The 24326-nt window shown below is 70.9% G+C and carries 19 protein-coding genes; 9 read left to right on the top strand and 10 right to left on the bottom strand.

What is annotated here, in order from left to right:
* Positions 1-27: 27 nt before the first annotated feature.
* The 7 genes from ACIQBL_RS25620 to ACIQBL_RS25650 all read right to left on the bottom strand — a co-directional run bounded on the left by ACIQBL_RS25620 (position 28) and on the right by ACIQBL_RS25650 (position 7920).
* On the bottom strand, positions 28-846 hold the full coding sequence (locus tag ACIQBL_RS25620) for an HpcH/HpaI aldolase/citrate lyase family protein (protein ID WP_401945253.1): 819 nt from the start codon (positions 844-846) through the stop codon (positions 28-30).
* On the bottom strand, positions 843-2045 hold the full coding sequence (locus ACIQBL_RS25625; RefSeq protein WP_401945254.1) for a CaiB/BaiF CoA transferase family protein: 1203 nt from the start codon (positions 2043-2045) through the stop codon (positions 843-845). The genes ACIQBL_RS25620 and ACIQBL_RS25625 overlap by 4 nt, the downstream gene beginning before the upstream one ends.
* Positions 2042-2935, bottom strand: a complete 894-nt coding sequence (gene rbsK / locus ACIQBL_RS25630; RefSeq protein WP_401945255.1) for a ribokinase — start codon at positions 2933-2935, stop codon at positions 2042-2044. Before rbsK ends, ACIQBL_RS25625 begins: the two co-directional genes overlap by 4 nt.
* Complete coding sequence (locus ACIQBL_RS25635; RefSeq protein WP_401945256.1) at positions 2932-4287, bottom strand: ADP-ribosylglycohydrolase family protein; 1356 nt, start codon at positions 4285-4287, stop codon at positions 2932-2934. The genes rbsK and ACIQBL_RS25635 overlap by 4 nt, the downstream gene beginning before the upstream one ends.
* Entirely contained in the window at positions 4275-5387 is a 1113-nt protein-coding gene (locus ACIQBL_RS25640; protein ID WP_401945257.1) for an ADP-ribosylglycohydrolase family protein, read from the bottom strand. The genes ACIQBL_RS25635 and ACIQBL_RS25640 overlap by 13 nt, the downstream gene beginning before the upstream one ends.
* A gap of 119 nt (positions 5388-5506) precedes the next feature.
* On the bottom strand, positions 5507-6844 hold the full coding sequence (locus tag ACIQBL_RS25645; RefSeq protein ID WP_401945258.1) for an ADP-ribosylglycohydrolase family protein: 1338 nt from the start codon (positions 6842-6844) through the stop codon (positions 5507-5509).
* A complete protein-coding gene (locus tag ACIQBL_RS25650; RefSeq protein ID WP_401945259.1) occupies positions 6841-7920 on the bottom strand; it encodes an ADP-ribosylglycohydrolase family protein in 1080 nt (359 codons plus the stop codon). The genes ACIQBL_RS25645 and ACIQBL_RS25650 overlap by 4 nt, the downstream gene beginning before the upstream one ends.
* Positions 7921-8203: 283 nt before the next feature.
* Between ACIQBL_RS25650 and ACIQBL_RS25655 the strand changes: the two genes are divergently transcribed.
* The 3 genes from ACIQBL_RS25655 (at position 8204) to ACIQBL_RS25665 (ending at position 15353) form a co-directional block, all read left to right on the top strand.
* The gene (locus ACIQBL_RS25655; protein ID WP_401945260.1) at positions 8204-8935 is read left to right on the top strand and encodes a VIT1/CCC1 transporter family protein; all 732 of its coding nucleotides are present in this window, start codon (positions 8204-8206) and stop codon (positions 8933-8935) included.
* Between the two features lie 366 nt (positions 8936-9301).
* Entirely contained in the window at positions 9302-13897 is a 4596-nt protein-coding gene (gene gltB / locus ACIQBL_RS25660; protein ID WP_401945261.1) for a glutamate synthase large subunit, read from the top strand.
* Complete coding sequence (locus ACIQBL_RS25665) at positions 13890-15353, top strand: glutamate synthase subunit beta (protein ID WP_401945262.1); 1464 nt, start codon at positions 13890-13892, stop codon at positions 15351-15353. Before gltB ends, ACIQBL_RS25665 begins: the two co-directional genes overlap by 8 nt.
* A gap of 172 nt (positions 15354-15525) precedes the next feature.
* Here ACIQBL_RS25665 and ACIQBL_RS25670 read toward each other — a convergent pair whose 3' ends face one another.
* Positions 15526-16362, bottom strand: coding sequence for a chitosanase (locus ACIQBL_RS25670; protein ID WP_401945263.1), 837 nt, complete (start codon positions 16360-16362; stop codon positions 15526-15528).
* A gap of 115 nt (positions 16363-16477) precedes the next feature.
* On the opposite strand from ACIQBL_RS25670, the gene ACIQBL_RS25675 reads away from it, so the two are divergent.
* From ACIQBL_RS25675 to ACIQBL_RS25685, 3 genes are read left to right on the top strand one after another with little or no spacing between them, the layout of a single operon-like run.
* On the top strand, positions 16478-17197 hold the full coding sequence (locus ACIQBL_RS25675; RefSeq protein WP_401945264.1) for a vWA domain-containing protein: 720 nt from the start codon (positions 16478-16480) through the stop codon (positions 17195-17197).
* Complete coding sequence (locus tag ACIQBL_RS25680) at positions 17194-17757, top strand: HutD family protein (protein WP_401945265.1); 564 nt, start codon at positions 17194-17196, stop codon at positions 17755-17757. The genes ACIQBL_RS25675 and ACIQBL_RS25680 overlap by 4 nt, the downstream gene beginning before the upstream one ends.
* A gap of 54 nt (positions 17758-17811) precedes the next feature.
* Entirely contained in the window at positions 17812-19461 is a 1650-nt protein-coding gene (locus ACIQBL_RS25685) for a cytochrome bc complex cytochrome b subunit (protein WP_401945266.1), read from the top strand.
* Here the strand turns inward: ACIQBL_RS25685 and ACIQBL_RS25690 are convergent.
* Positions 19436-20404: an acyl-CoA dehydrogenase family protein gene (locus ACIQBL_RS25690; protein ID WP_401945775.1), complete on the bottom strand. Its 969-nt coding sequence runs from the start codon at positions 20402-20404 to the stop codon at positions 19436-19438. The genes ACIQBL_RS25685 and ACIQBL_RS25690 overlap by 26 nt on opposite strands.
* Positions 20404-21543: an acyl-CoA dehydrogenase family protein gene (locus tag ACIQBL_RS25695; protein WP_401945267.1), complete on the bottom strand. Its 1140-nt coding sequence runs from the start codon at positions 21541-21543 to the stop codon at positions 20404-20406. The genes ACIQBL_RS25690 and ACIQBL_RS25695 overlap by 1 nt, the downstream gene beginning before the upstream one ends.
* 62 nt (positions 21544-21605) lie before the next feature.
* On the opposite strand from ACIQBL_RS25695, the gene ACIQBL_RS25700 reads away from it, so the two are divergent.
* Genes ACIQBL_RS25700 through ACIQBL_RS25710 form a run of 3 tightly spaced genes read left to right on the top strand, consistent with a single transcriptional unit; the run spans position 21606 to position 24229 of the window.
* Positions 21606-22394 (top strand): SDR family oxidoreductase, encoded by a 789-nt coding sequence (locus tag ACIQBL_RS25700; protein ID WP_401945268.1) that lies wholly within the window; start codon positions 21606-21608, stop codon positions 22392-22394.
* A gap of 39 nt (positions 22395-22433) precedes the next feature.
* Positions 22434-23045 carry a TetR/AcrR family transcriptional regulator gene (locus ACIQBL_RS25705; RefSeq protein WP_401945269.1) on the top strand — a complete coding sequence of 204 codons (612 nt, stop codon included), beginning with the start codon at positions 22434-22436 and terminating at the stop codon, positions 23043-23045.
* 26 nt (positions 23046-23071) lie between these two features.
* Positions 23072-24229, top strand: coding sequence for an acetyl-CoA C-acetyltransferase (locus ACIQBL_RS25710; RefSeq protein WP_401945270.1), 1158 nt, complete (start codon positions 23072-23074; stop codon positions 24227-24229).
* Positions 24230-24326: the final 97 nt, after the last annotated feature.

Raw genomic sequence — 24326 nt, forward strand, 5'->3', positions numbered from 1 at the left:
CCGTCGCGGTGGAAAAGAGAGGGCTGCTCAGGTCCGGCGGGCCAGGGACAGGGTGCGCTGTGCCGCCAGCACCACCGCCGCGTCGATGAACTGGCCGGTCGGCAGAGCCTGGGCGCCTTCCTCCGCCATGGCCGCCTTGACGACGGTCTCGGCCTGCTCGATCTCCTGCTCGCTCGGGAGGAAGGCGCTCTCGATCACCGGGAGTTGGCGGGGGTGGATCGCCGCGCGCCCGAGGAAACCGAGAGCACGGCCGTGGGCGCAGGAGGCCGCCAGGCCCTCCAGGTCGCGGATGTCCGGGTGGACGGACTGGGGCGGCGGGGGCAGATCCGCCGCGCGGGCGGCGACGATCACCCGGGAGCGGGACCAGTCGAGGCCGGCGTCGTCGCGTACGCCCAGGTCGGCCCGGAGGTCCGCCTCGCCGAGCGCGATGCCGTGCAGGGAGGGGTGGGCGACGGCGATGGCGAAGGCCCGCTCGATGCCGAGGGCCGTCTCCAAAAGGGCGTACAGGGGAAGGGAGTTGTGCTCTTCCGCTACGGCTACGACCTCCTCGGCGGACGTCACCTTCGGGAGCCGCAGGCCGGCCACGCCCGGGAGGGGGGCGAGTGTGCGGAGGTCGTCGGTCGCCCAAGGGGTGTCCAGGGCGTTGACACGGACGTGGACCGGGACGCCCGGCTGAGGCTCCGAGAGGAGTTCCGCCGTGGCCGCGCGGGCGTACTCCTTGCGGTCCGGGGCGACCGCGTCCTCCAGGTCCACGACGACCACGTCGGCGCCGGCGGCGAGGGCCTTGGCGACGATCGGGGGGCGGTCGCCGGGGACGTAGAGCCAGGTCAGGGGGAAGGGGGTCACAGGGCGCCCTCCCGGCGGAGTGCCGTCAACTCGGTGTCTGTCAGGCCGAGTTCGGTCAGGACGGTGTCCGTGTCGGCGCCGTGGGGGCGGCCGGGCCAGTGGATGGCGCCGGGGGTGGCGGAGAGGCGGAAGAGGACGTTCTGCATGCGGAGGGGGCCGAGTTCGGGGTCGTCGACGGTGGTGATCGTGTCGAGGGCCTGGTACTGGGGGTCCGACATGACGTCCCGTACGTCCTGGATGGGGGCGACCGCCGCCTCCGCCTTCTCGAAGGCGGCCAGGACCTCCGTGCGGGAGCGTTGTGCGATCCAGTCGCCGACCGCCGCGTCCAGGATGTCGGAGTGCCGGGCCCGGTCCGCGCCCGTCGCGAACCAGGGTTCGTCGATCAGTTCCGGGCGGCCGACCAGGCGCATCACGCGCTCGGCGATCGACTGGGCGGAGGTGGAGACGGCGACCCAACTGCCGTCCGCCGTACGGTAGGTGTTGCGTGGGGCGTTGTTCTGGGAGCGGTTGCCGGTGCGGGGCTGGACGTGGCCGAGCTGGTCGTACCAGAGGGGTTGGGGGCCCAGTGCGGTCAGGATCGGTTCGATGATCGCCATGTCCACCACCTGGCCTTCGCCGGTGCGGTCGCGGGCGGCCAGAGCCGTCATCACCGCGTATGCCGTCGCCAGGCCCGCGATCGAGTCGGCGAGGCCGAACGGCGGGAGGGTCGGGGGCGCGTCCGGTTCGCCGGTGATCGCCGCGAAGCCGCTCATCGCCTCGGCGAGGGTGCCGAAGCCGGGCCGGTGCGCGTAGGGCCCGAACTGGCCGAAGGCGGTGACCCGGGCGAGCACCAACCGGGGGTTGGCGGCGGAGAGTTCGGCCCAGCCGAGGTCCCATTTCTCCAGGGTGCCGGGGCGGAAGTTCTCGATGATCACGTCGGCGGTGGCGGCGAGGCGGAGCAGGGTGGTGCGCCCGCCCGGTTTCGACAGGTCGAGGGTGATCGTGCGCTTGTTGCGGCCGAGCAGCTTCCACCACAGGCCGACGCCGTTCTTCGACGGGCCGTGGCCCCGGGACGGGTCGGGCTTCGTCGGGTGCTCGACCTTGACGACCTCGGCGCCGAAGTCGCCGAGCATGGTGGCGGCGAGGGGTCCGGCGAAGAGCGTCGCGAGGTCGAGAACGCGTAGGCCTGACAGGGGAGTTGTGGTCGTCGTTCCGGTCATGACGCGTACTGCTTGTCGATCTCCGCGCGGTACGGCATCGACGCCGTCGCCCCGGGCCGCTGCACGGACAGGGCCGCAGCCGCTGCCGCCCAGCCCAGCGCGTCCCGCGTCGGGCGGCCCTCGGCGAGAGCCACCGCCAGTGCGCCGACGAAGGTGTCGCCCGCGCCCGTCGAGTCCACGGCGGTCACCCGGGGCGCGGGGACGGTGAACGGATCGGCGCCCCGGGCCGCGTACAGGCTGCCCGCCGCGCCCAGGGTGACGATCACCTCGGGCACCTGGCCGAGCAGGGCCGCCGCCGCCTCGCGCGGGTCGGTGCGGCCGGTGAGGGCGATGGCCTCGTGTTCGTTGGGGACCAACAGGTCGACGGCGGCGAGGAGTTGGGGCGGCAGGGGTTGGGCGGGCGCGGGGGTGAGGATCGTCCGGACGCCGTGGCGGCGGGCCGCCTCCGCGCCCGCGATCACGGCGGCGAGGGGGATCTCCAACTGGAGGAGCAGCGCGTCGGCCGTGGCGATCATGCCCTCGTCGCCGGGGGCGAGGTGGTCGACGGTGCCGTTCGCGGCGGGGATCACGACGATCGCGTTGCCGCCCTCGTCGTCCACGACGATGTGCGCGGTGCCCGACGGGCCCTCGACGGTGCGCAGATGGTCGGTGTCGACGCCCGAGTGCTCGAACGTGGAACGGAGTTGGGCGCCGTAGGCGTCGTTGCCGACCGCGCCGATGATGGTGACGTTGGCGCCCGCGTGGGCCGCGGCGATCGCCTGGTTGGCGCCCTTGCCGCCGGGGATCGTACGGAACTCCCGTCCCGTCACGGTCTCTCCGCGCTGCGGGGCCTTCTCGACGTAGGCGACGAGGTCCATGTTCGTGCTGCCGAGCACGGCGATATGGGTCATGGGCGGGCGGTCTCCTGATGGGTGAGTCGGGCGAGGGTGTCGAAGCCGATGCCGTTGAAGTCGCCTACGGAGGTGGCGAGTCGGTTCTTGAGGGGGGTCGTCCAGCGGTCGGGGAGCGGGGTGTCCGAGAGGAGGGCGGCGATGCTGCCGACCGTCGCTCCGTTGGAGTCGGTGTCCCAACCGCCGGACACCGCGCGGCAGATGGAGCCGGTGAAGTCGCCGTCCGCGTGGGTGAGGGCGGCGGCGATCAGCGCGGTGTTGGGGATGGCGTGGACCCAGTGGTGGGTGGGGGAGTAGGCGGCGTGGAGTTCGTCCACGACGGTGTTGAAGTCCCGGTGCCTGCGAGCCAGTTGGAGGGCGTGCTGGATCGCCTTGGCCAGGCGGGATGCGGGCGGTACGACGGTCAGGCCGGCGCGCAGGCAGGCGTGGATGTCGTGGGTGCCGGTGGTCGCGGTGGCGACGGTGGCCGCCGTGAACATCGCCGCGTAGACGCCGTTCGCGGTGTGGGTGAGGGTGGCGTCGCGGTGGGCCTGTTCGGCTGCGGCTGCCGGGTTTCCGGGGTTGGTCCAGCCGTGCACGTCGGCGCGGATCAGGGCGCCGATCCATTCGCGGAACGGGTTGCGGTGACGGGCCGTTCGCGGGGGTTCCAGGCCGGAGAGCAGGTTGCGGTAGGCGATGCGTTCGGCGGTGAAGGTACGGCCCGCGGGGAGTTCGTCGAGCCAGAGCTTCGCCACGTCCGCGGTGGTGAAGTCCCTGCCGTGGCGTTGCAGCAACAGGAGGTTCAACAAGGGGTAGTTGAGGTCGTCGTCCTCGGGCATGCCGTCGATGTTCTCGGCGAGGGAGGTGGGGGCGGAGCGGCGGTTCCAGGGGTGGGCGGCGAGGAGTTCGGCGGGGACGCCCCGGGCGGTGAAGTAGGTGTTCAGGGGCCAGTTGCCGGTGGCGCGGGCGAGTTGGCGGATGCCGTCGAGGGGGAGCTTCTCGACGGGTTTGCCGAGGAGGCAGCCGGCGGCCCGGCCCAGCCAGGCGGCCTGGAAGCGGGCGGGGCGGGGTGGGGAAGCGGCTTGTGCGGTGGGCCAGTTGTGGCACAGGGCGCGGATCCTCGTCAGCTCCGTCGGCTCCTGGTCCGCCAACCTGCTGGGCAGGTCGGCCAGTTCGTCCAGCAGGTCCTCGGCGAGCAACCGGAGGTAGCGGGTGGGGGGTTCGGCGGACGCGCCCGCCCGTGCCGGTGCCTCGGCACCGCCCGCCGCCCGCCAGCGCGCCGCGATCGCCGACGGCTCGCGTCCGTCCTGGGCGGCCTGGCGCAGTTCGTGGCCGAGCAGGTCCTCCGGCTGGACCCAGGTCAGTCGGAGCACCGCAGGCCTCCGATCTCGGTGAACGCGGCCTCGTGGGCCCGGCGTCGGCGGACATCGCGGGCGAAGACCTCGCGGGTGACGGCGGTGAGGGTCGCCGCCGGTTCCCACAGGTCCAGGCGGCTGGCCTCGGCGACCGTCTTCGACCAGTCCTGCGGGACCGGGGAACCCAGGGCGCCGGCCACCGCGCCCGCCATCGTCGCGATCGAGTCGCAGTCCCGGCCGTAGTTCACCGAACCCAGCACCGCGTGCCGGTAGTCGCCGCCGGAGACCACCAACATGCCGAGCGCGACGGGGAGTTCCTCGATCGCGCGGGTGCGGGAGGGGCGGCGGGCGTCCAGGGAGGGGGCGCGGTAGTCGGGGCCCACCGTGTCGTACGGGGCGACCGCCTCCCGCAGGGGAGCCAGCGCCGACTCGAAGTCCGAGTAGCGGGCGGCCACTTCGCAGACCTGCTCGATGGCGGTGCGGGTGCCGTCCTTCGCCAGGGACAGGCAGGCCGAGACCACCGAGTCCGGGGTCGCGCCCGGTGCGCAGGCCGCCGCCACCGCCGCCGCGAAGACACCCGCCGCCTCACGGCCGTACGACGACTGGTGTGCGCCCGCGATGTCGAGGGCCTCGGCGTAAGCGCCCGCCGGATTCGTCGCGTTGACCAGGCCGACCGGTGCCATGTACATCGCGGCACCGCAGTTGACGATGTTGCCGACGCCGGCCTCGCGGGGGTCGACGTGGCCGTAGTGGAGGCGGGTCGCCAGCCATTTCTCCGCGAGGAAGACGCGCTGGAGGGGGAGGGCCTCCGCCTCCAACTCCGGGATCCAGCGCGGGTTTTGCATCAGGTCGGGGACGAGGTGGTCGGCGATCGCGTACGCGTCGAGGTGGTCGCGGACGGTGGCGTAGACCCGTACGAGTGCGTGGGTCATCAAGGTGTCGTCGGTGACGTGGCCGTCGCCCTTGTGGTACGGGGCGATGGGGCGGGCGGTGCGCCAGGCGTCGCCGTTCCAGGGGCCGACGACGCCGTGGACGCGACCGGCGTGGCGTTCGAGGATCTGGTCGGGGGAGTAGCCCTCGACGGGACCGCCGAGGGCGTCGCCGACCGCGGCGCCCACGAGGGCTCCGGTGATCCTCTCCTCAAGGCTGTCCTCCGGGGAGCCTTTGAGTTGTTCAGCTTGTTTGGGCTCTTTAGGTTTTTTGGCTTCTTTGAGTTCTTTCGGGGGCATGCCCCGAATCATCCTCCTGGCGGGGCCGGTTGTGTGGCTTCCAGGAGTTCGGCGAGTTCTACGAGATCGGTGCCGGTGAGGCGGGGGAGTGCGCAGCCGGAGAGGGTGCGGCAGGCCTCCCGCCAGGTCGTCGGGATCGCGTGTCCGCCGCTCAGCGCTCCGGTGAGGGCGCCCGCGAGGGCCGGTGCCGAGTCGGCGACGCGGGAGAGGCAGGCGGCGGCGGGGACCGCTTCGGCGATACGGCCGCGGGCGGCGGTGGCGAGTGCGAGGGCGACGGGGACGGTTTCGGCGGCGGCGATGCCGTAGCTGTAGACGTGGTCGACGATCTGGTGTTCCAAGAGGGGGATCAGGGCGAAGGCGTTGTCGTTGTCCTGGGCCAACTTCAGTGCGTGGCGGGCGTTGCGGCCGATCTCCGTGGCTTCGGGGAGTTCGGCGAGGGCCGCTGCCACGCACTCGTCCACGTCCGCGCCGACCAGGGCGAGTGCGAGGGCTGCCGCCATGGCTCTGGCGCCGTGGACTCCGTCGCCGTCCTGGGTGTAGTGGGCGTCGAACTCGGCGAGGGCGGCGGCGCGTTGGGGGTCGCCGGGGTGTGCCACTGCGAGGACGCAGGCTCTTACGCAGGCCGCGTCGTCGAAGTAGTGGGGGTTGTCGTGGCCGGTGGCGGGTGGGCGGAGGCCGGCGGCGAGGTTGCCCAGGCCGGCGCGGACGGAGATGCGGGCGCGGAGGGGGAGTACGGCGGATTCGACCTCCGGGGCGCGGTCCGCGGCGGCGGAGACCTCGCTGGCGATGGCGTTCCAGGTGAGGTCGATCGCGGCGCGGGTTCTGCGTTCTCTGCTGAGGTCGCCGAGGACTGTGTCGTCGCCGGCTCTCAGTACGGCTTCCGCGGCGAACGCCGCCCATTCGGCGTCGTCGGAGGGGCCCAGGCGTAGGGGCTCGGGGGGTTGGTTCAGGGCGATGGGGACGGGGAGTGTCGTGGTCGCGTTCTGTTCGGCGAAGGTGTCGAGTTCGCGGGTGAGGCGGCGGGTCCACTCGGGCATGCGGGCAGCGCGGTGTCGCGCTGCGGGCCAACCGGCGGCGTCACCTGCGGCGAGCCCGAGCAGCAGCCCCTCGATGCGACGCGCCTCGGCTCCGCCATCGGCTTTCGTTCTCCCACCCGCACCGCCCGTGCGGGCTTCGTTGTCGGGTGCGGGTGGCCCCTGTGGGGCGTAGTCGCCGTTGGCGGCTGCCGGTTGGGACGGGGTGGGATGGGGCGCGGGGGGCGGTTCGCCGTCGGTGGTTGTGGGTTTCAGCGGGTGACGCGGAGTGTTGGTGCCGGCCGCCGCCGGGCGTTCGTCGTGGGTTCTCACGGTTGCACCTCGTCCTCGTCCGCCGCCAGCACGTACTCCCGTTGATCGCGCCGCAACGCAGCCGCGCCCCACTTGCCGCCCTCCCCCGGAATCAGCAACTCCGCGATGTCCAGGACGTGGTGGCCCGCCATCGCCGGCAGGCAGCTGCCCCGTGCCGGGCCGATCGCCGATGCCCAGTCGGCGGGGATCGACGAAGCGCCCCGGGTCGCTCCCGCCAGGGCGCCCGCCACCGCCGCCGTCGTGTCCGCGTCCCGCCCCATGTTGACCGCCGTGAGGACCGACTCCACGAAGTCGCCGTCCGCCGCCGCGTACGCGCCGAAGGCGAGGGCGACCGCCTCGGGGGCCAGGTCGGTCCAGGGGTAGCCGCCGATGACCACCGCGGAGCGGACCGCTCGTTCGCCCCGGTGGGCGACCGCCACCGCTCGGCGCAGGGAGCGGGCCGTCCAGGAGTCGTCCGGGACGACCGCGAGCGCTGATGCGACCACCGCGATCGTCGGCGCTCCCGCCATCGCCGCCGCCACGCCCGCCGCGACCGCCTGGCCGCCGTAGATGCCCTCGCCGTCGTGGCTCACCGAGCCGTCGATCGCCACCAGGCGGGCCGCTTCCGCCGGGCGGCCCGCCGCGAAGACGCCGAAAGGGGCCGCTCGCATGGCCAGGCCGTCGCTCCAGGCGTGGCGGTGTTGTGCCGAGATGGGGGCGGCGAGGCCTCTGCGGAGGTTCTCCAGGGTGCCGCGTTCGCTGAAGCCCGCTCCCCGGAACGGGCCCTCGTCGCGGTCCGCGATCCACTCGTGCCAGGCCGCCTCCACGTGGGTCGGCGTGAGTGCCGAGCCGTGGCGGGCCAGGAGCAGGCCGGAGAAGATCGCGTACTCCGTGTCGTCCGTGCCCGCGGGGTTCTCCGCCACGTATCCCGTGATGCGGCCCCAACGGGCCCGGATCTCGGAGGGCTTCATGTTCTCCGCCGGTGCGCCCAGGGCGTCCCCGACCGCCAGGCCGAGCAGCGCGCCGCGTGCTCGTTCGCGGAGTTCGGTGGCGTTCTTGGGCGCCGGGACCGGGGGAATGCAGGCGATCGATGCCATACGCGCGGCCTCTCCTACGGGGTTCCCTCAGGGCGCCTCAGGGCGCGGAACCCTTTGCGGATGTCTCCCACGGGAGGCCTTCGGCAGAGCCTGACGGAGTGCAGCGTCACCCGGTCGACATCTGATCAGTCATCCGCACGGATGAGCATCTCAGGGTAAAACCGCAGGTTAGCCCAGCCTTTCCTTGCTGGTGGGGGTGAAATGAAAAGCGTATGTTCAGTGTTGTCGAAGAATGGAACCTGTCCAAAGTTAGCCTTACCTTAGCCTTCTGGGGGATCACCGCATGGCCATCATCGAGACCGAGGCGACGCTCCACGAGGCGCACCGCGACAACCACACCCACCGTGATGTGAACGGTGGTTGGCTGCGCCCCGCGGTGTTCGGCGCGATGGACGGTCTCGTGTCCAACCTCGCCCTGATGACCGGCGTCGTGGGCGGTGCCGTGAGCCATCAGACCGTCGTCATCACCGGTCTTGCCGGGCTCGCGGCCGGTGCCTTCTCCATGGCCGCCGGCGAGTACACCTCCGTCGCCTCCCAGCGCGAGCTGGTCGAGGCCGAGCTGGACGTCGAGCGGCGGGAGCTGCGCAAGCACCCCGAGGACGAGGAGCAGGAGCTCGCCTCGCTCTACGCCGCCCGCGGTGTCGACGCCGAACTCGCCCGTGAGGTCGCCCGGCAGTTGTCCCGTGACCCCGAGCAGGCGCTGGAGATACATGCCCGCGAGGAGCTGGGGATCGACCCCGGTGATCTGCCCTCGCCGCTCGTCGCCGCCGTGTCGTCCTTCGGGTCGTTCGCGCTGGGCGCGCTGCTTCCCGTACTGCCGTTCCTGCTCGGGGCGACCGCGCTGTGGCCGGCGCTGCTGCTCGCGTTCTTCGGGCTGTTCGGGTGTGGTGCCGTGGTGGCCCGGGTGACCGCGCGGACCTGGTGGTTCAGCGGGCTGCGGCAGCTCGCGCTGGGGGGTGCGGCGGCCGGTGTGACGTACGCCCTGGGCACCTTGTTCGGAACGGTCGTAGGATAGGTTGACGCGCACTTATGCGTTGAGCCGCATAAGTAGCCGTTACTCGCTGGTTTCGAACGCTTAACCACTGGGCATGAGCCGTAAGCGCTGTGGGCAACGACGCCTGCGGCGCACCCGCGGGATGGGCGACGACGCTCCCTCTGCCCCGGACCGGTGGACACCGATCTGTCCGCCTTGGTCCCCTTGGAATTCACCGCCTGGCGCGGTGCACCGCCGTGACCCCATGGCGTCCGCATGTTGGAACGGAGTATCCGGTTCCCGAGAACCGTTCCATCATGTAACCTGCACGAAATTTTGCGCTAACTCGCAGAGGGCCAACGTCGTCCCTACGCACACGCATATGCCACGACGACGACGGGAGAGCCGATGCGTACGCCGCGCCAGCCGTCCCAGCACACCACGAATGGCCAGAAGTGGTCCTTCATGGATGCTCGCCCTGCCGCGCAGGGTATGTACGACCCCCGCAACGAGCACGACGCCTGTGGCGTCGGCTTCGTGGCCACCCTCACCGGCGAGGCGAGCCACGCGCTGGTCGAGCAGGCGCTCACGGTGCTGCGCAACCTGGAGCACCGCGGTGCGACCGGTGCCGAGCCCGACTCGGGAGACGGCGCGGGCATCCTGTCCCAGGTGCCGGACGCCTTCCTCCGCGAGGTGGCCGGATTCGACCTGCCCGCCGCCGGTGGATACGCGGTCGGCATCGCCTTCCTGCCCCAGGACGGCGCCGACGCGACCGTCTCACAGATCGAGACGATCGCCGCCGAAGAGGGCCTCACGGTCCTGGGCTGGCGCGAGGTCCCGACCGCCCCCGAACTGCTGGGCGCTACGGCCCGTTCGACCATGCCCCTGTTCCGTCAGGTCTTCGTGAGCGACGGGCAGACCCAGGGCATCGAACTCGACCGCAAGGCCTTCGCGCTGCGCAAGCGCGCCGAGCGCGAGGCCGGCGTCTACTTCCCGTCGCTGTCCGCGCGGACCATCGTCTACAAGGGCATGCTCACCACGGGTCAGCTGGAGCCCTTCTTCCCGGACCTGTCCGACCGCCGCTTCGCCTCCGCGATCGCGCTCGTGCACTCCCGGTTCTCCACGAACACCTTCCCGTCGTGGCCGCTCGCCCACCCGTACCGCTTCGTCGCGCACAACGGCGAGATCAACACGGTCAAGGGCAACCGCAACTGGATGGCGGCCCGCGAGTCCCAGATCGCCTCCGATCTGTTCGGAGACCAGGAGAAGATCGACCGGATCTTCCCGATCTGTACGCCCGAGGCGTCCGACTCCGCGTCCTTCGACGAGGTGCTGGAGCTCCTTCACCTCGGTGGACGGTCGCTGCCGCACTCCGTGCTGATGATGATCCCGGAGGCGTGGGAGAACCACGACTCCATGGACCCGGCCCGCCGCGCCTTCTACCAGTTCCACTCCACGATGATGGAACCCTGGGACGGCCCGGCCTGCGTCACCTTCACCGACGGCACCCAGGTCGGCGCGGTCCTCGACCGCAACGGCCTGCGCCCCGGCCGCTACTGGGTCACCGACGAGGGCCTCGTCGTCCTCGGCTCCGAGGTCGGTGTCCTCGACATCGACCCCGCGAAGGTCGTCCGCAAGGGCCGCCTGCAGCCCGGCCGCATGTTCCTCGTGGACACCGCCGAGCACCGCATCATCGAGGACGACGAGATCAAGGCCGGCCTCGCCGCCGAGAAGCCGTACGCCGACTGGCTCGAAGCCGGTGAGATCGAGCTGTCCGACCTGCCCGAGCGTGAGCACATCGTGCACACGCACGCCTCGGTCACCCGCCGCCAGCAGACCTTCGGCTACACCGAGGAGGAGCTGCGCGTCATCCTCGCGCCGATGGCCAAGGCCGGTGCGGAGCCCATCGGTTCGATGGGCACCGACTCGCCGATCGCCGCGCTCTCCGCGCGCCCCCGGCTGCTCTTCGACTACTTCACGCAGCTGTTCGCGCAGGTCACCAACCCGCCGCTGGACGCGATCAGGGAAGAGCTCGTGACCTCCCTGCGCTCGTCCCTCGGCCCCGCGAGCAACCTGCTGGAGCCGACGGCCGCGTCCTGTCGTAGCGTCACCCTGCCCTTCCCGGTGATCGACAACGACGAGCTGGCCAAGCTCATCCACATCAACGCCGACGGCGACATGCCCGGCATGAAGGCCGCGACCCTCTCCGGCCTGTACCGGGTCTCCGGCGGCGGTGACGCCCTCGCGGCCCGCCTCGCGGAGATCTGTACCGAGGCCGACGCGGCCATCGAGAACGGCGCCCGGCTGATCGTCCTCTCGGACCGGCACTCCGACGCCGAGCACGCGCCGATCCCGTCGCTGCTGCTCACCGCCGCCGTCCACCACCACCTCATCCGCACCAAGCAGCGCACCCAGGTGGGCCTGCTGGTGGAGGCCGGTGACGTCCGCGAGGTCCACCACGTCGCGCTGCTCATCGGCTTCGGCGCCGCGGCCGTCAACCCGTACCTGGCGATGGAGTCCGTCGAGGACCTCGTCCGCGCGGGCACGTTCCTCACCGACATCGAGGCCGAGCAGGCCATCCGCAACCTGATCTACGCGCTCGGCAAGGGCGTCCTCAAGGTCATGTCCAAGATGGGCATCTCGACGGTCGCCTCCTACCGGGGCGCCCAGGTCTTCGAAGCGGTCGGCCTGGACGAGCAGTTCGTCAACAGCTACTTCAGCGGTACGGCCACCAAGATCGGCGGCGTCGGCATCGACGTCATCGCCAAGGAGGTCGCCGCCCGGCACGCGAAGGCGTACCCGGCCAGCGGCATCGCGCCCGCGCACCGCGCCCTCGACATAGGCGGCGAGTACCAGTGGCGCCGCGAGGGCGAGCCGCACCTGTTCGACCCGGAGACGGTCTTCCGCCTCCAGCACTCGACGCGCACCAACCGGTACGACATCTTCAAGAAGTACACGGACCGCGTGAACGAGCAGTCCGAGCGGCTGATGACCCTGCGCGGTCTGTTCGGCTTCAAGTCGCACCGGCCGTCGATCTCCATCGACGAGGTCGAGCCCGTCTCCGAGATCGTCAAGCGCTTCTCCACCGGCGCCATGTCGTACGGCTCCATCTCCCTGGAGGCGCACGAGACGCTCGCCATCGCCATGAACCAGCTGGGCGCCAAGTCCAACACCGGTGAGGGCGGCGAAGACGCGGACCGGCTCTACGACCCGGCCCGGCGCAGCGCCATCAAGCAGGTCGCCTCCGGCCGCTTCGGCGTCACCTCCGAGTACCTGGTCAACGCGGACGACATCCAGATCAAGATGGCCCAGGGCGCCAAGCCCGGCGAGGGCGGCCAGCTGCCCGGCCACAAGGTCTACCCGTGGGTCGCGAAGACACGTCACTCGACCCCCGGTGTCGGTCTGATCTCCCCGCCGCCGCACCACGACATCTACTCCATCGAGGACCTCGCCCAGCTGATCCACGACCTGAAGAACGCGAACCCGCAGGCGCGGATTCACGTCAAGCTGGTCTCGGAGGTCGGCGTCGGCACGGTCGCCGCGGGTGTGTCCAAGGCGCACGCGGACGTCGTGCTCATCTCCGGCCACGACGGCGGTACGGGCGCGTCCCCGCTGACGTCGCTCAAGCACGCCGGTGGACCTTGGGAGTTGGGCCTCGCCGAGACCCAGCAGACGCTCCTTTTGAATGGCCTGAGGGACCGGATCGTGGTCCAGACGGACGGCCAGCTCAAGACCGGCCGTGACGTCGTCATCGCCGCACTGCTGGGCGCCGAGGAGTTCGGTTTCGCGACCGCGCCGCTCGTCGTCTCCGGCTGCGTCATGATGCGCGTCTGCCACCTGGACACCTGCCCGGTCGGCATCGCCACGCAGAACCCGGTGCTCCGCGACCGGTTCGCCGGCAAGGCCGAATACGTCGTGAACTTCTTCCAGTTCATCGCCGAAGAGGTCCGCGAGATCCTCGCCGAGCTGGGCTTCCGCACCATCGAGGAGGCCGTCGGTCAGGCCGGCACGCTCGACGTCGAGCGCGCGGTGGACCACTGGAAGGCGCAGGGCCTGGACCTGGCCCCGCTGTTCTACGTGCCCGAACTCCCGGACGGCGCCGCCCTCCACCAGGTCGTCCAGCAGGACCACGGCCTGGAGAAGGCGCTCGACAACGAGCTGATCAAGCTCGCCGCCGACGCGCTGGCCGCGTCCAGCGCCACCGACGCCCAGCCGGTCCGCGCCCAGGTCGCGATCCGCAACATCAACCGCACGGTCGGCACGATGCTCGGCCACGAGGTGACGAAGAAGTTCGGCGGGGCGGGTCTGCCCGACGACACCATCGACATCACCTTCACGGGCAGCGCGGGCCAGTCCTTCGGTGCCTTCCTCCCGCGCGGTGTCACGCTGCGCCTGGAGGGCGACGCCAACGACTATGTCGGCAAGGGCCTTTCGGGCGGCCGGGTGATCGTCCGTCCCGACCGGGGCGCCGACCACCTCGCCGAGTTCTCCACCATCGCGGGCAACACCATCGCCTACGGTGCGACCGGTGGCGAGCTGTTCCTGCGCGGCCGTACGGGCGAGCGGTTCTGTGTCCGCAACTCCGGTGCCACGGTGGTCTCCGAGGGTGTGGGCGACCACGGCTGCGAGTACATGACCGGCGGCCGGGCGGTCGTCCTGGGCGAGACCGGCCGCAACTTCGCGGCGGGCATGTCCGGCGGCATCGCCTACGTCATCGACCTGAACCCCGACAACGTGAACGTCGGAAACGCGGGCGCCGTCGAGGAGTTGGACGACGCCGACAAGCAGTGGCTGCACGACGTGGTGCGCCGCCACGCCGAGGAGACCGCTTCCACGGTCGCCGAGAAGCTGCTCGCCGAGTGGGCCGTGTCCGTGGACCGCTTCAGCAAGATCATCCCCAGCGCCTACAAGGCAGTGCTCGCCGCCAAGGACGCCGCCGAGCGAGCGGGTCTCTCCGAGACCGAGATCACCGAGAAGATGATGGAGGCGGCGATCAATGGCTGACCCGAAGGGCTTTCTGAACCACGGGCGCGAGGTCGCCAAGTCCCGTCCCGTAGACGTTCGTCTGAAGGACTGGAACGAGGTCTACGTCCCCGGTTCGCTGCTGCCGATCATCGGCAAGCAGGCGAGCCGGTGCATGGACTGCGGTATCCCGTTCTGTCACAACGGCTGTCCGCTGGGGAACCTGATCCCCGAGTGGAACGACTACGCCTACCGCGAGGACTGGACGGCCGCCTCCGAGCGCCTCCACGCCACCAACAACTTCCCCGAGTTCACCGGGCGGTTGTGCCCGGCTCCCTGCGAGTCGGCGTGCGTGCTGGGCATCAACCAGCCGCCGGTCACCATCAAGAACGTCGAGGTCTCCATCATCGACAAGGCCTGGGAGACGGGCGACGTCGCCCCGCAGGCCCCGGAGCGCCTCTCCGGCAAGACCGTCGCGGTCGTCGGCTCGGGCCCGGCGGGCCTCGCCGCCGCCCAGCAGCTCACACGGGCCGGCCACACCGTCGCCGTCTACGAGCGCGCGGACCGCATCGGGGGCCTTCTCCGGTACGGCATCCCCGAGTTCAAGATGGAGAAGCGGCACATCAACCGCCGCATAGAGCAGATGCGCGCGGAGGGCACCCGCTTCCGCACCGGCATCGAGATCGGCGTCGACCTCAAGGCCACCGACCTGCGCAAGCGCTACGACGCGGTCGTCATCGCCGCCGGTGCCACCACCGCCCGTGATCTCCCCGTCCCCGGGCGGGAGTTGAAGGGCGTGTACCAGGCGATGGAGTACCTGCCCCTGTCGAACAAGGTCCAGGAGGGTGACTACGTCACCGCCCCGGTCTCGGCCGAGGGCAAGCACGTCGTGGTGATCGGCGGCGGCGACACCGGCGCGGACTGCGTGGGTACGGCGCACCGTCAAGGCGCGGCCTCCGTCACGCAGTTGGAGATCATGCCCCGCCCCGGCGATGAGCGGAACGCGGTCGCGCAGCCCTGGCCGACCTTCCCGATGCTCTACAAGGTGACGTCCGCGCACGAGGAGGGCGGTGAGCGGGTCTACTCCGTCAACACCACCCACTTCGAGGGCGACGAGGACGGCAACGTCCAGTGGCTGCACCTCGTCGAGGTCGCGTTCGTAGACGGCAAGCTGACCCAGAAGCCGGGCACGGAGCGCAAGATCCCCGCCCAACTGGTCACGCTGGCCATGGGGTTCACCGGCACCGACCGCGAGAACGGTCTCGTCGACCAGTTCGCCCTGGGTCTCGACGAGCGCGGCAACATCGCCCGCGACGCCGACTTCCAGACCAACGTCCCCGGCGTGTTCGTCGCCGGTGACGCGGGCCGCGGCCAGTCCCTCATCGTGTGGGCGATCGCGGAGGGCCGCTCGGCCGCCCGTGGCGTCGACCGCTTCCTGACCGGCGCCAGCGAACTGCCGGCGCCGATCCGGCCGACGGACCGCTCGCTGATGGTCTGACGGTTCGCGGGCTTGCGGTTCATGGCCTGACGGTTCATCACAAGACGTCCCGTACAAAGGCGTACGGGCGGGTCATCTGGGGGGAGACCCCCAGACCCCCCGACGGCGCTTGCCCTGTCCCCGACCGGACCCGGCAGGCGCCGCCGCATGTCCGGGACCAAGTCCCCCTCTTCTACGGCACCTTGTACGTCTCCCCGTACACCTTCCACACCAGCGGCGTCCGCAGTTCGAGGTTCCCCTCGTCCAGGAACTTCCGCTGCGCCGTGTCGACGCGGGAGGTGTCGATGCCGGGATGCTTGGCCTGCATGGTGGCGCGCCGGATGTCGAGGAAGGTGCCCAAGTAGGCCCTCTCGGAGCCTCCTTCGGCGGGCGGCTTGGCGCGCTGCTTCGCCCGTGCCCGGATGCCGTAGAAGCCGTCCGTGCCCGGGCCGTGGAAGACCATCGCGTCGTAGTAGATGAACTGGCCGAGCGGGCCCAGGCCGTCGCGCTTGGCGGTGCTGACCGCCGGGTCGAAGTAGATGCGGTCGCGTTCCGCGTCCTGTGCCGCCTGGAAGGCGGGGACCTTCGCCTCGGCGCGCCAGGCGGCCGGGAAGCCGGGGTCCAGGCCCTGGTGGGAGTCCGTGCCGTCGACCCTGCGCAGGGCGGGGAGATAGCGGGCGAGGCCGTTGCCGGGGTGGGCGGCGGTGTAGGTCTCGACGAGGACGAGCAGGTCGTGGGTGCCGGTGCAGAAGCCGATGACGCCCGCGGTGTAGCCCTGTCCGTCGCCGATGTCCTGCACATATCCGTACGCGCTGCGCCAGTCGAGCGTCGAGTTCTCGGCGCTGGCCACCAGCTCCTGTGCGAGGTTCTTCATGGCCGGCGCGGCCAGGCCCACGGCTGCTCTCCCCTGCGTCGTGGCCGACGGGGGCACGGGCCGCGGGTCGTCGTGGGCGGTGGGCGAGGAGCCGTAGGCCGTCGCGGCGAGGACGACGGGTACGGCGGCGAGGATCAGGACGCCGGCGCGTTTCATGGGGCCAGAGTAGGGGCGGTTACGTCCCTTATTCCGGGGGTTGGGGGGACAATGGGCTCGCCAGACCTCCGTGGCGTAATCTCGGTCCTTTCGCCGTGATCCGAAGGGAGCCCCTGTGGCCGCGATCTCGCTCAGCAAGGTCGAGGAGACCGCGCCCGCGCTGGTCAGCCTGTACAAGAGCGCCGGGGTCTCGCTCCGCAAGCACGGGCTGGACGGGCAGCGCGCGGCCGTCTATCTGGTGGTCGACTACTCGGGCTCCATGAAGCCGTACTACAAGGACGGCAGCGTGCAGGCCCTCGCCGACCGGGTGTTGGGCCTGTCCGCGCACCTGGACGACGACGGGACCGTGCCCGTTGTCTTCTTCTCGACCGACGTCGACGCCGTCACGGACATCGCCCTCGACAGCCATCAGGGGCGGATCGACCGCATCGTGGCCGGGCTCGGGCACATGGGCAAGACGAGCTACCACCTGGCCATGGACGCCGTCATCGACCACTATCTCGACAGCGGCTCCAAGGAGCCCGCGCTCGTCGTCTTCCAGACCGACGGCGGCCCGATCAACAAGCTCGCCGCGGAACGCTATGTGTGCAAGGCCGCGAAGCTGCCGATGTTCTGGCAGTTCGTCGGGTTCGGCGACGCGAAGAGCAAGCAGTTCGAATTCCTGCGCAAACTGGACGAGTTGGCGGTGCCGCAGAAGCGGGCGGTCGACAACGCGGGCTTCTTCCACGCCGGTTCGGATCCGCTGCGGATGTCCGACGCGGAGCTGTACGACCGACTCGTGGGCGAGTTCCCGCAGTGGCTGTCCGCCGCACGGGAGCGGGGGATCGTCCAGTGACCCGCCTCCTGCCCGCCTCCGCGCGAACCGCCGTGCCCTGGAAGAACGGTGGCGGTGTCACCCGCGAGATCGCCGCCTGGCCCGAGGGCTCGGGCATGGACGACTTCGTGTGGCGGGTGAGTCTGGCCGAGGTCGGGGCGGACGGGCCGTTCTCCGCCTTCCCCGACGTGGACCGGACCCTGGCCCTCGTCGAGGGCGCCGGCATGGACCTCACCGTCGACGGCGCACGGCAGCTCGTCAACACCCGTTACGTTCCACGGGACTTCAGAGGCGACGTACCGACCGACTGCCGGTTGCTGGACGGCCCGGTCGTCAACCTCAACGTCATGTGGCGCAGGAGCGCCGGTTCTACGACCCCCACGGTGGCCGTCGTGCGGGGGCGGCTGCGGGTGGGCACGGGCGCCCTGGTGGTGGCGCTCGACGGGACCGCCGAGGTGGCCGGGCTGACCCTCGGGCCTTACGACGCCGTGCAGTTGGGCGATGAGGAAGGTGAGCTGCACGCGCGGGGTCGTGCCGCCGTGATCGGGCCGTCATTGCCCGCTGACGCACCGTTGGCTTAGCCGGGCCCCCGTGACACCCTGTGGGGTGATCCGGACGGGGAGGGCGGCGAACGTATGGACGGCGCACGATCGGTGAACGGCACGGTGGGCGGCGGGCGGCCGGGCGAACCCGGCAAGGGGGAGAAGCTCGCCGACTGGGCGGACGGACGGCTCGGGCTGTACGCGCTGGCCAAGGCCAATATGCGCAAGGTCTTCCCGGACCACTGGTCCTTCATGCTGGGCGAGATCTGCCTCTACAGCTTCATCATCCTGATCCTCACCGGTGTCTACCTCACCCTGTTCTTCGAACCGAGCGGTGTCGAGGTCATCTACCACGGCTCCTACACGCCGTTGAACGGCATCCCGATGACCCGCGCGTTCGAGTCCACGCTCGACATCAGCTTCGAGGTGCGCGGCGGCCTGCTGATCCGGCAGATCCACCACTGGGCGGCGGTCGTCTTCATCGCCGGCATGCTCATCCACATGATGCGGGTGTTCTTCACCGGCGCCTACCGCAAGCCGCGCGAGCTCAACTGGGTGTTCGGCTGGACCCTGTTGTTCCTCGGCATCATGACAGGCCTGACCGGCTACTCGCTCCCCGACGACCTGTTGTCCGGCACCGGCATCCGCTTCGCGGACGGCGCGATCCTGTCGGTGCCGATCGTCGGGACGTACATGTCGATGTTCCTGTTCGGCGGGGAGTTCCCGGGTCACGACATCATCTCGCGGCTCTTCCCGATCCATGTGCTGCTGCTGCCGGGGATCATGCTGGGCCTGGTGGTCGCGCATCTGATCCTGGTCTTCTACCACAAGCACACGCAGTACCCCGGCGCCGGACGGGACCAGAAGAGCGTGGTCGGCATGCCCTTCCTGCCCGTCTACATGGCCAAGGCGGGCGGCTTCTTCTTCCTCGTCTTCGGGGTGCTCGCCCTCATGGGCGGGATCGCCAGCATCAACCCCGTGTGGGCGTTCGGACCGTACCGGCCGGACCTGGTGACGACCGGTGCCCAACCCGACTGGTATCTCGGCTTCTCCGAGGGACTGATCCGGGTGATGCCGGGATGGGAGATCGACGCCTGGGGCCACACACTGGAGTTGGGCGTCTTCATCCCCTTCACGCTCTTCCCGCTGATCCTCGCCGCCATCGGCGCCTACCCGTTCATCGAGGCGTGGATCACCGGCGACAAACGCGAACACCACATCCTGGACCGCCCGCGCAACATGCCCGTGCGCACCGGACTAGGGGTGGCCTGGCTGAGTCTGTACGGCGTGCTGCTGATCGGCGGCGGCAACGACGTGGTGGCCACCCATCTCAACCTGTCGATCAACGCGATCACTTGGTTCGTGCGCATCTCGTTCTTCGTGCTGCCGGTCGTCGCCTTCCTCGTCACCAAGCGGGTCTGCATGGGACTCCAGCGGCGGGACCGGGACACCGTGCTGCACGGCCGCGAGTCGGGCCTCATCAAGATGCTGCCGCACGGCGAGTACGTCGAGGTCCACGAACCCCTCACCCAGGACCAGCTGTTCCGGCTCACCCAGCACGAGCAGGAGCCGCCCTACGAGATCGGCCCGCTCGTCGACGCGAACGGCGTGCAGCGGCAGGTCAAGGGCGGACAGCGGGTACGGGCCCGGCTCGCCAAGGCGATGTTCGGTCCCGAGACCCACATCCCGAAGCCGACGGCGGAGGAGTACAAGGAACTCACGAGCGGCGACCACCACCACTGAAGCCGTCGAGCACGGCGGCCCGGCACTCACCCGGGTCGCCCCAACTCGCGCGCAGGGCACGGGCCTTGGTCAACCACAGCGACAGGTCGTACTCCGCCGTGTAGCCGATCGCCCCGTGCAGCTGAAGCGCCGTACGGGCCGTCGCGTACGCCGCCTCGCACGCCGTGACCTTCGCGGCGGCCACGTCCGACTCCGTCATGGTGAGCGCGGCGCCGAAGAGCAGCGGGCGCGCGAACTCCAACGCGATCTTCGCGTCGGCCAGTTGGTGCTTCACGACCTGGAACGAGCCTATGGGGACGCCGAATTGGGTGCGCTGCTTCACGTACGCGACCGTCCTGTCGAGCAGCGCGAGGCCGACACCGAGAGCCTGGGCGGCGGTGGCGAGCCGGGCCCAGGTGACGGCGTGGGCCACGGGCGGGTCGGGGCTGAGGAGTTCGCCGCCCGGGAGGAGGGCGGTGAGGCGGCGCGCCGGGTCCAGGGACGCACGTACCGGCCCGTGCCCGGGGGCCAGCCGCAGACCGTCGGCGTCCCAGGCCAGCCGGGTCGTCGCCACATCACCGTCCAGTGCGTACGACCCCGCCGGCGCCGCCGTGGCCATCGCCTCGCCCGACGCCAGCGCGGGCAACAGGCGTTTCGCGGGCCCGGGTTCGGTCAGCAGCGCCGCCGCAGCGACCGTCTCCACCAGCGGGCCCGGTACCGCGTGCCGCCCCAACTCCACGAACGCCACCGCGAGTTCGACCGGGTGCGCGCCCAGCCCCTCGTACGCCTCCGGCACCGCCAGCGCGAACACCCCCGCCTGCGCGACACGGCGCCACAGCGCGCGCCCGCTCGCATGGTCGCCGCGACTCCAGGACCGTACGACCGCCGGGGTGTCCGCGGCCGTCAGCATCGCGTTCAACGAGTCGGCGAACGCCCGCTGTTCGGGGTCGAGGAGGAAGCGCATCAGCGGCGGCCCTTCGGCAGGCCGAGCAGGCACTCGGCGATGATGTCGCGCTGGATCTCGTTCGTACCGGCGTAGATGGGTCCCGCGAGGGAGAAGACGTAGCCCTCGGCCCACTCCGTGTCCGCCAACTCGCCCTCCTCGCCGAGCAGTTCGAGGGCTGTTTCGTGCAGGGCGATGTCGTACTCGGACCAGAAGACCTTGTTCAGGCTGGACTCCGGGCCGATGGACTCGCCGTCGAGGAAGCGGGAGGCGTTGGCGTAGGTGAAGAGCTGGTAGGCGCGGGCGCCGATCACGGCGTCGGCCACCCGGTCCCTTGCGATGGGTGAACTGCCGTGCGTCCGCCAGAGGTTGAGGAGGCGGTCGGCGGAGGCGAGGAAGCGGCCGGGGGAGCGGAGGGTGAGACCGCGTTCGTTGCCCGCGGTCGACATGGCGACCCGCCAGCCCTGGCCCGGCTCGCCGATCACGTCCTCGTCGGGCACGAACACCTCGTCCAGGAACAGCTCCGCGAAGGCCGGCTTCCCGTCGAGGCGGCCGACCGGGCGGACCGTGACGCCGGGCGCGCGCAGGTCGAACATCAGGTAGGTCAGGCCCTGATGGGGCTTCGGGGTGTCCGGCTCGCTGCGGAACAGGCCGTACGCGCGGTCCGCGAAGGCCGCCCGCGACGACCACGTCTTCTGCCCGCTCAGCAGCCAGCCCCCGCCCGTGCGCACCGCCCGCGAGGTCAGCGACGCCAGGTCCGAACCCGCCTCCGGCTCCGACCACGCCTGCGCCCACACCACTTGGCCGGTCGCCATCGACGGCAGCACGCGCGCGCGTTGCTCCCGCGTGCCGTGGTCGAAGAGGGTCGGGGCGAGCAGGTTGATGCCGTTCTGACCGACCCGGCCCGGCGCGCCCGCCGCGTAGTACTCCTCCTCGAAGACCAGCCACCGCACGATGTCCACGCCCCGGCCGCCGTACTCCTCGGGCCACGACACCACCGACCAGCGGTCCGCGGCGAGTTGGGCCTCCCAGGCGCGGTGCGCGGCGAAGCCGTCGGCAGTTTCCAGGGAGGGGAGGGGGACGGCCGGCACATGCGCGTGCAGCCAGGCGCGGGCCTCGGCGCGGAACGCCTCCTGGCCGGGTGTGAAGTCGAGGTCCATCGACGGCGGTTCCTCCCCGGGAATCCTTCCCTAACAAGTGTTTGGTAGGTTAGCGTGGCCGTATGACAGGCGTCGAGAGTCCGGCATACGTCCCCGGGCACGGGCTGCTGAAGGGACGCACCGCCGTCGTCACCGCCGCCGCCGGCGCGGGGATCGGCGGGGCGACCGCGCGCCGCTTCCTCCAGGAGGGCGCCCGCGTGCTGATCAGCGACGCGCACACGCGGCGGCTCAAGGAGTACGAGGCCGAGCTGGCCGGGGAGTTCGGCGCCGAGTCGGTCGCCGCGCTGCCGTGCGATGTCACCGACGAGGCCCAGGTGCAGGCGCTGTTCGACGCGGCCGTCGCCGCGCACGGACGCCTCGACGTCGTCGTCAACAACGCGGGCCTGGGCGGCACTTCGGACCTCGTCGACATGGCCGACGAACAGTGGTCGAGGGTGCTGGACGTGACGTTGAACGGCACCTTCCGGTGCACCCGGGCGGCCCTGCGCGCGATGCGCGGGACCGGTGGTGGCGTGATCGTCAACAACGCCTCCGTCGTCGGCTGGCGCGCCCAGGCCGGGCAGGCGCACTACGCGGCGGCCAAGGCGGGCGTGATGGCGCTGACCCGGTGCGCGGCGATCGAGGCCGCCGAGTACGGGGTGCGGGTCAACGCGGTCTCCCCGAGCCTCGCCATGCACCCGCACCTGGTGAAGGTGACGACACCCGAACTGCTGGCCGAACTCACCGCGCGCGAGGCCTTCGGGCGGTACGCGGAGCCCTGGGAGGTGGCCAACGTGATCGTGTTCCTGGCCTCGGACTACTCGTCGTACATGACGGGCGAGACCGTCTCCGTCAGCAGCCAGCATGCGTAGCGGGACCGGGGGCCAGAGCTGTGGCAGGACAATGGTCCCGTGCCGACCAAGAAGAAGCCCCCGGTGACCGCCGCGCCGGCCCGCCGTCGTGAACTCCTCGACACGGCGGCCGAGGTCTTCGCCGAGCAGGGGTACAACGCCACCACCGTACGGAAGATCGCCGACCACGCGGGCATGCTCGCGGGCAGCCTCTACTACCACTTCGACTCCAAGGAATCGATGCTGGAGGAGATCCTGCGCACCTTCCTCGACGAACTCTGGGCCGGCTACGACACCGTCCTGGACGCCGAGTTGAGTCCGCGCGAGACGCTGGAGGCCCTGGTCACCGAGTCGTTCCGGGAGATCGACCGGCACCGCGCCGCCGTCGCGATCTACCAGAAGGAGAGCAAGCACCTGGTCGCGCAGGAGCGGTTCGCGTTCCTCGCCGAGTCGCAGCGCAGGTTCGAGAAGGCGTGGCTGTCCACGCTGGAGCGCGGGGTCGCCGCCCGGGTCTTCCGGGCCGACCTCGACGTCCGGCTCACCTACCGGTTCGTCCGGGACACGGTGTGGGTCGCCGCGTCCTGGTACCGGCCGGGCGGACAGCACAGCGCGGAGGAGATCGCCCGGCAGTACCTGTCGATGGTGCTGGACGGGATCGCCGTACGCACATAACTCATGGGTTTGTATGGGGAGTTGACATGGCCGAGGCCTATATCGTCGAAGCGGTCCGTACGCCCGTCGGGCGGCGCGGGGGAGGGCTGAGCGGGGTGCATCCGGCCGACCTGGGGGCGCATGTGCTCAAGGAACTGGTCGCGCGCTCGGGGATCGATCCCGCCGCCGTGGAGGACGTCGTCTTCGGGTGCCTGGACGCGGTCGGGCCGCAGGCCGGGGACATCGCGCGGACCGCCTGGCTGGCGGCCGGACTGCCCGAGGAGGTGCCGGGGGTGACCGTGGACCGGCAGTGCGGGTCCTCGCAGCAGGCCGTGCACTTCGCGGCGCAGGGCGTGCTGTCCGGCACCCAGGACCTGGTCGTCGCCGGTGGCGTCCAGAACATGTCGCTGATCCCCATCGCCTTCGCCTCCCGGCAGGCCGCCGAACCGCTCGGCCTCACGGACGGCCCCTTCGCGGGCAGCGAGGGCTGGCGGGCGCGCTACGGGACGCAGCCCGTCAACCAGTTCGCCGGGGCCGAGATGATCGCCGCGAAGTGGGGGATCACCAGGCAGGACCAGGAGGAGTTCGCACTCCGCTCGCACCGGCGGGCCCTGCGCGCCATCGACGAGGGCCGCTTCGAACGGGAGACGGTGGCCTACGGCCCGGTCGGCGTCGACGAGGGCCCGCGCCGGGACACCTCGCTGGAGAAGATGGCCGGTCTGAAGCCCGTCGTCGACGGCGGCACCATCACCGCCGCCTGTTCCTCCCAGGTCTCCGACGGCGCGGCGGCGATGCTGCTGGCCTCGGAACGGGCGGTGCGCGAGCACGGGTTGACGCCCCGCGCCCGGATTCATCACCTCTCCGTGCGCGGCGAGGACCCGATCCGGATGCTCTCGGCGCCCATCCCGGCCACCGCCCACGCGTTGAAGAAGACCGGTCTGTCCATCGACGCCATCGACCTCGTCGAGATCAACGAGGCCTTCGCCCCGGTCGTCCTCGCCTGGCTGAAGGAGACGGGCGCGGACCCCGACAAGGTGAACGTCAACGGCGGCGCCATCGCGCTGGGCCACCCGCTCGGCGCGACCGGCGTCAAGCTCATGACGACCCTCCTGCACGAACTGGAGCGCACCGGCGGCCGGTTCGGCCTCCAGACCATGTGCGAGGGCGGCGGCCAGGCGAACGTGACGATCATCGAACGGCTCTGACCGGCCGGAGCCGCACTGGACACCGTTGGCGAATCCGAGGGGGGTGGGGACCCAGTTCCGAGAATGTGACACTCGGGGTAGGAAGTGTCACATTCTC

The sequence above is a fragment of the Streptomyces sp. NPDC088350 genome (assembly GCF_044753545.1).
Classification (GTDB): domain Bacteria; phylum Actinomycetota; class Actinomycetes; order Streptomycetales; family Streptomycetaceae; genus Streptomyces.

Coding starts and splice junctions, on each gene's coding strand:
- ACIQBL_RS25625 (WP_401945254.1), bottom strand. CDS start 2,045: ATGACCGGAACGACGACCACAACTCCCCTGTCAGGCCTACGCGTTCTC.
- rbsK (WP_401945255.1), bottom strand. CDS start 2,935: ATGACCCATATCGCCGTGCTCGGCAGCACGAACATGGACCTCGTCGCC.
- ACIQBL_RS25650 (WP_401945259.1), bottom strand. CDS start 7,920: ATGGCATCGATCGCCTGCATTCCCCCGGTCCCGGCGCCCAAGAACGCC.
- ACIQBL_RS25655 (WP_401945260.1), top strand. CDS start 8,204: ATGGCCATCATCGAGACCGAGGCGACGCTCCACGAGGCGCACCGCGAC.
- gltB (WP_401945261.1), top strand. CDS start 9,302: ATGCGTACGCCGCGCCAGCCGTCCCAGCACACCACGAATGGCCAGAAG.
- ACIQBL_RS25665 (WP_401945262.1), top strand. CDS start 13,890: ATGGCTGACCCGAAGGGCTTTCTGAACCACGGGCGCGAGGTCGCCAAG.
- ACIQBL_RS25670 (WP_401945263.1), bottom strand. CDS start 16,362: ATGAAACGCGCCGGCGTCCTGATCCTCGCCGCCGTACCCGTCGTCCTC.
- ACIQBL_RS25685 (WP_401945266.1), top strand. CDS start 17,812: ATGGACGGCGCACGATCGGTGAACGGCACGGTGGGCGGCGGGCGGCCG.
- ACIQBL_RS25690 (WP_401945775.1), bottom strand. CDS start 20,404: ATGCGCTTCCTCCTCGACCCCGAACAGCGGGCGTTCGCCGACTCGTTG.
- ACIQBL_RS25695 (WP_401945267.1), bottom strand. CDS start 21,543: ATGGACCTCGACTTCACACCCGGCCAGGAGGCGTTCCGCGCCGAGGCC.
- ACIQBL_RS25700 (WP_401945268.1), top strand. CDS start 21,606: ATGACAGGCGTCGAGAGTCCGGCATACGTCCCCGGGCACGGGCTGCTG.
- ACIQBL_RS25710 (WP_401945270.1), top strand. CDS start 23,072: ATGGCCGAGGCCTATATCGTCGAAGCGGTCCGTACGCCCGTCGGGCGG.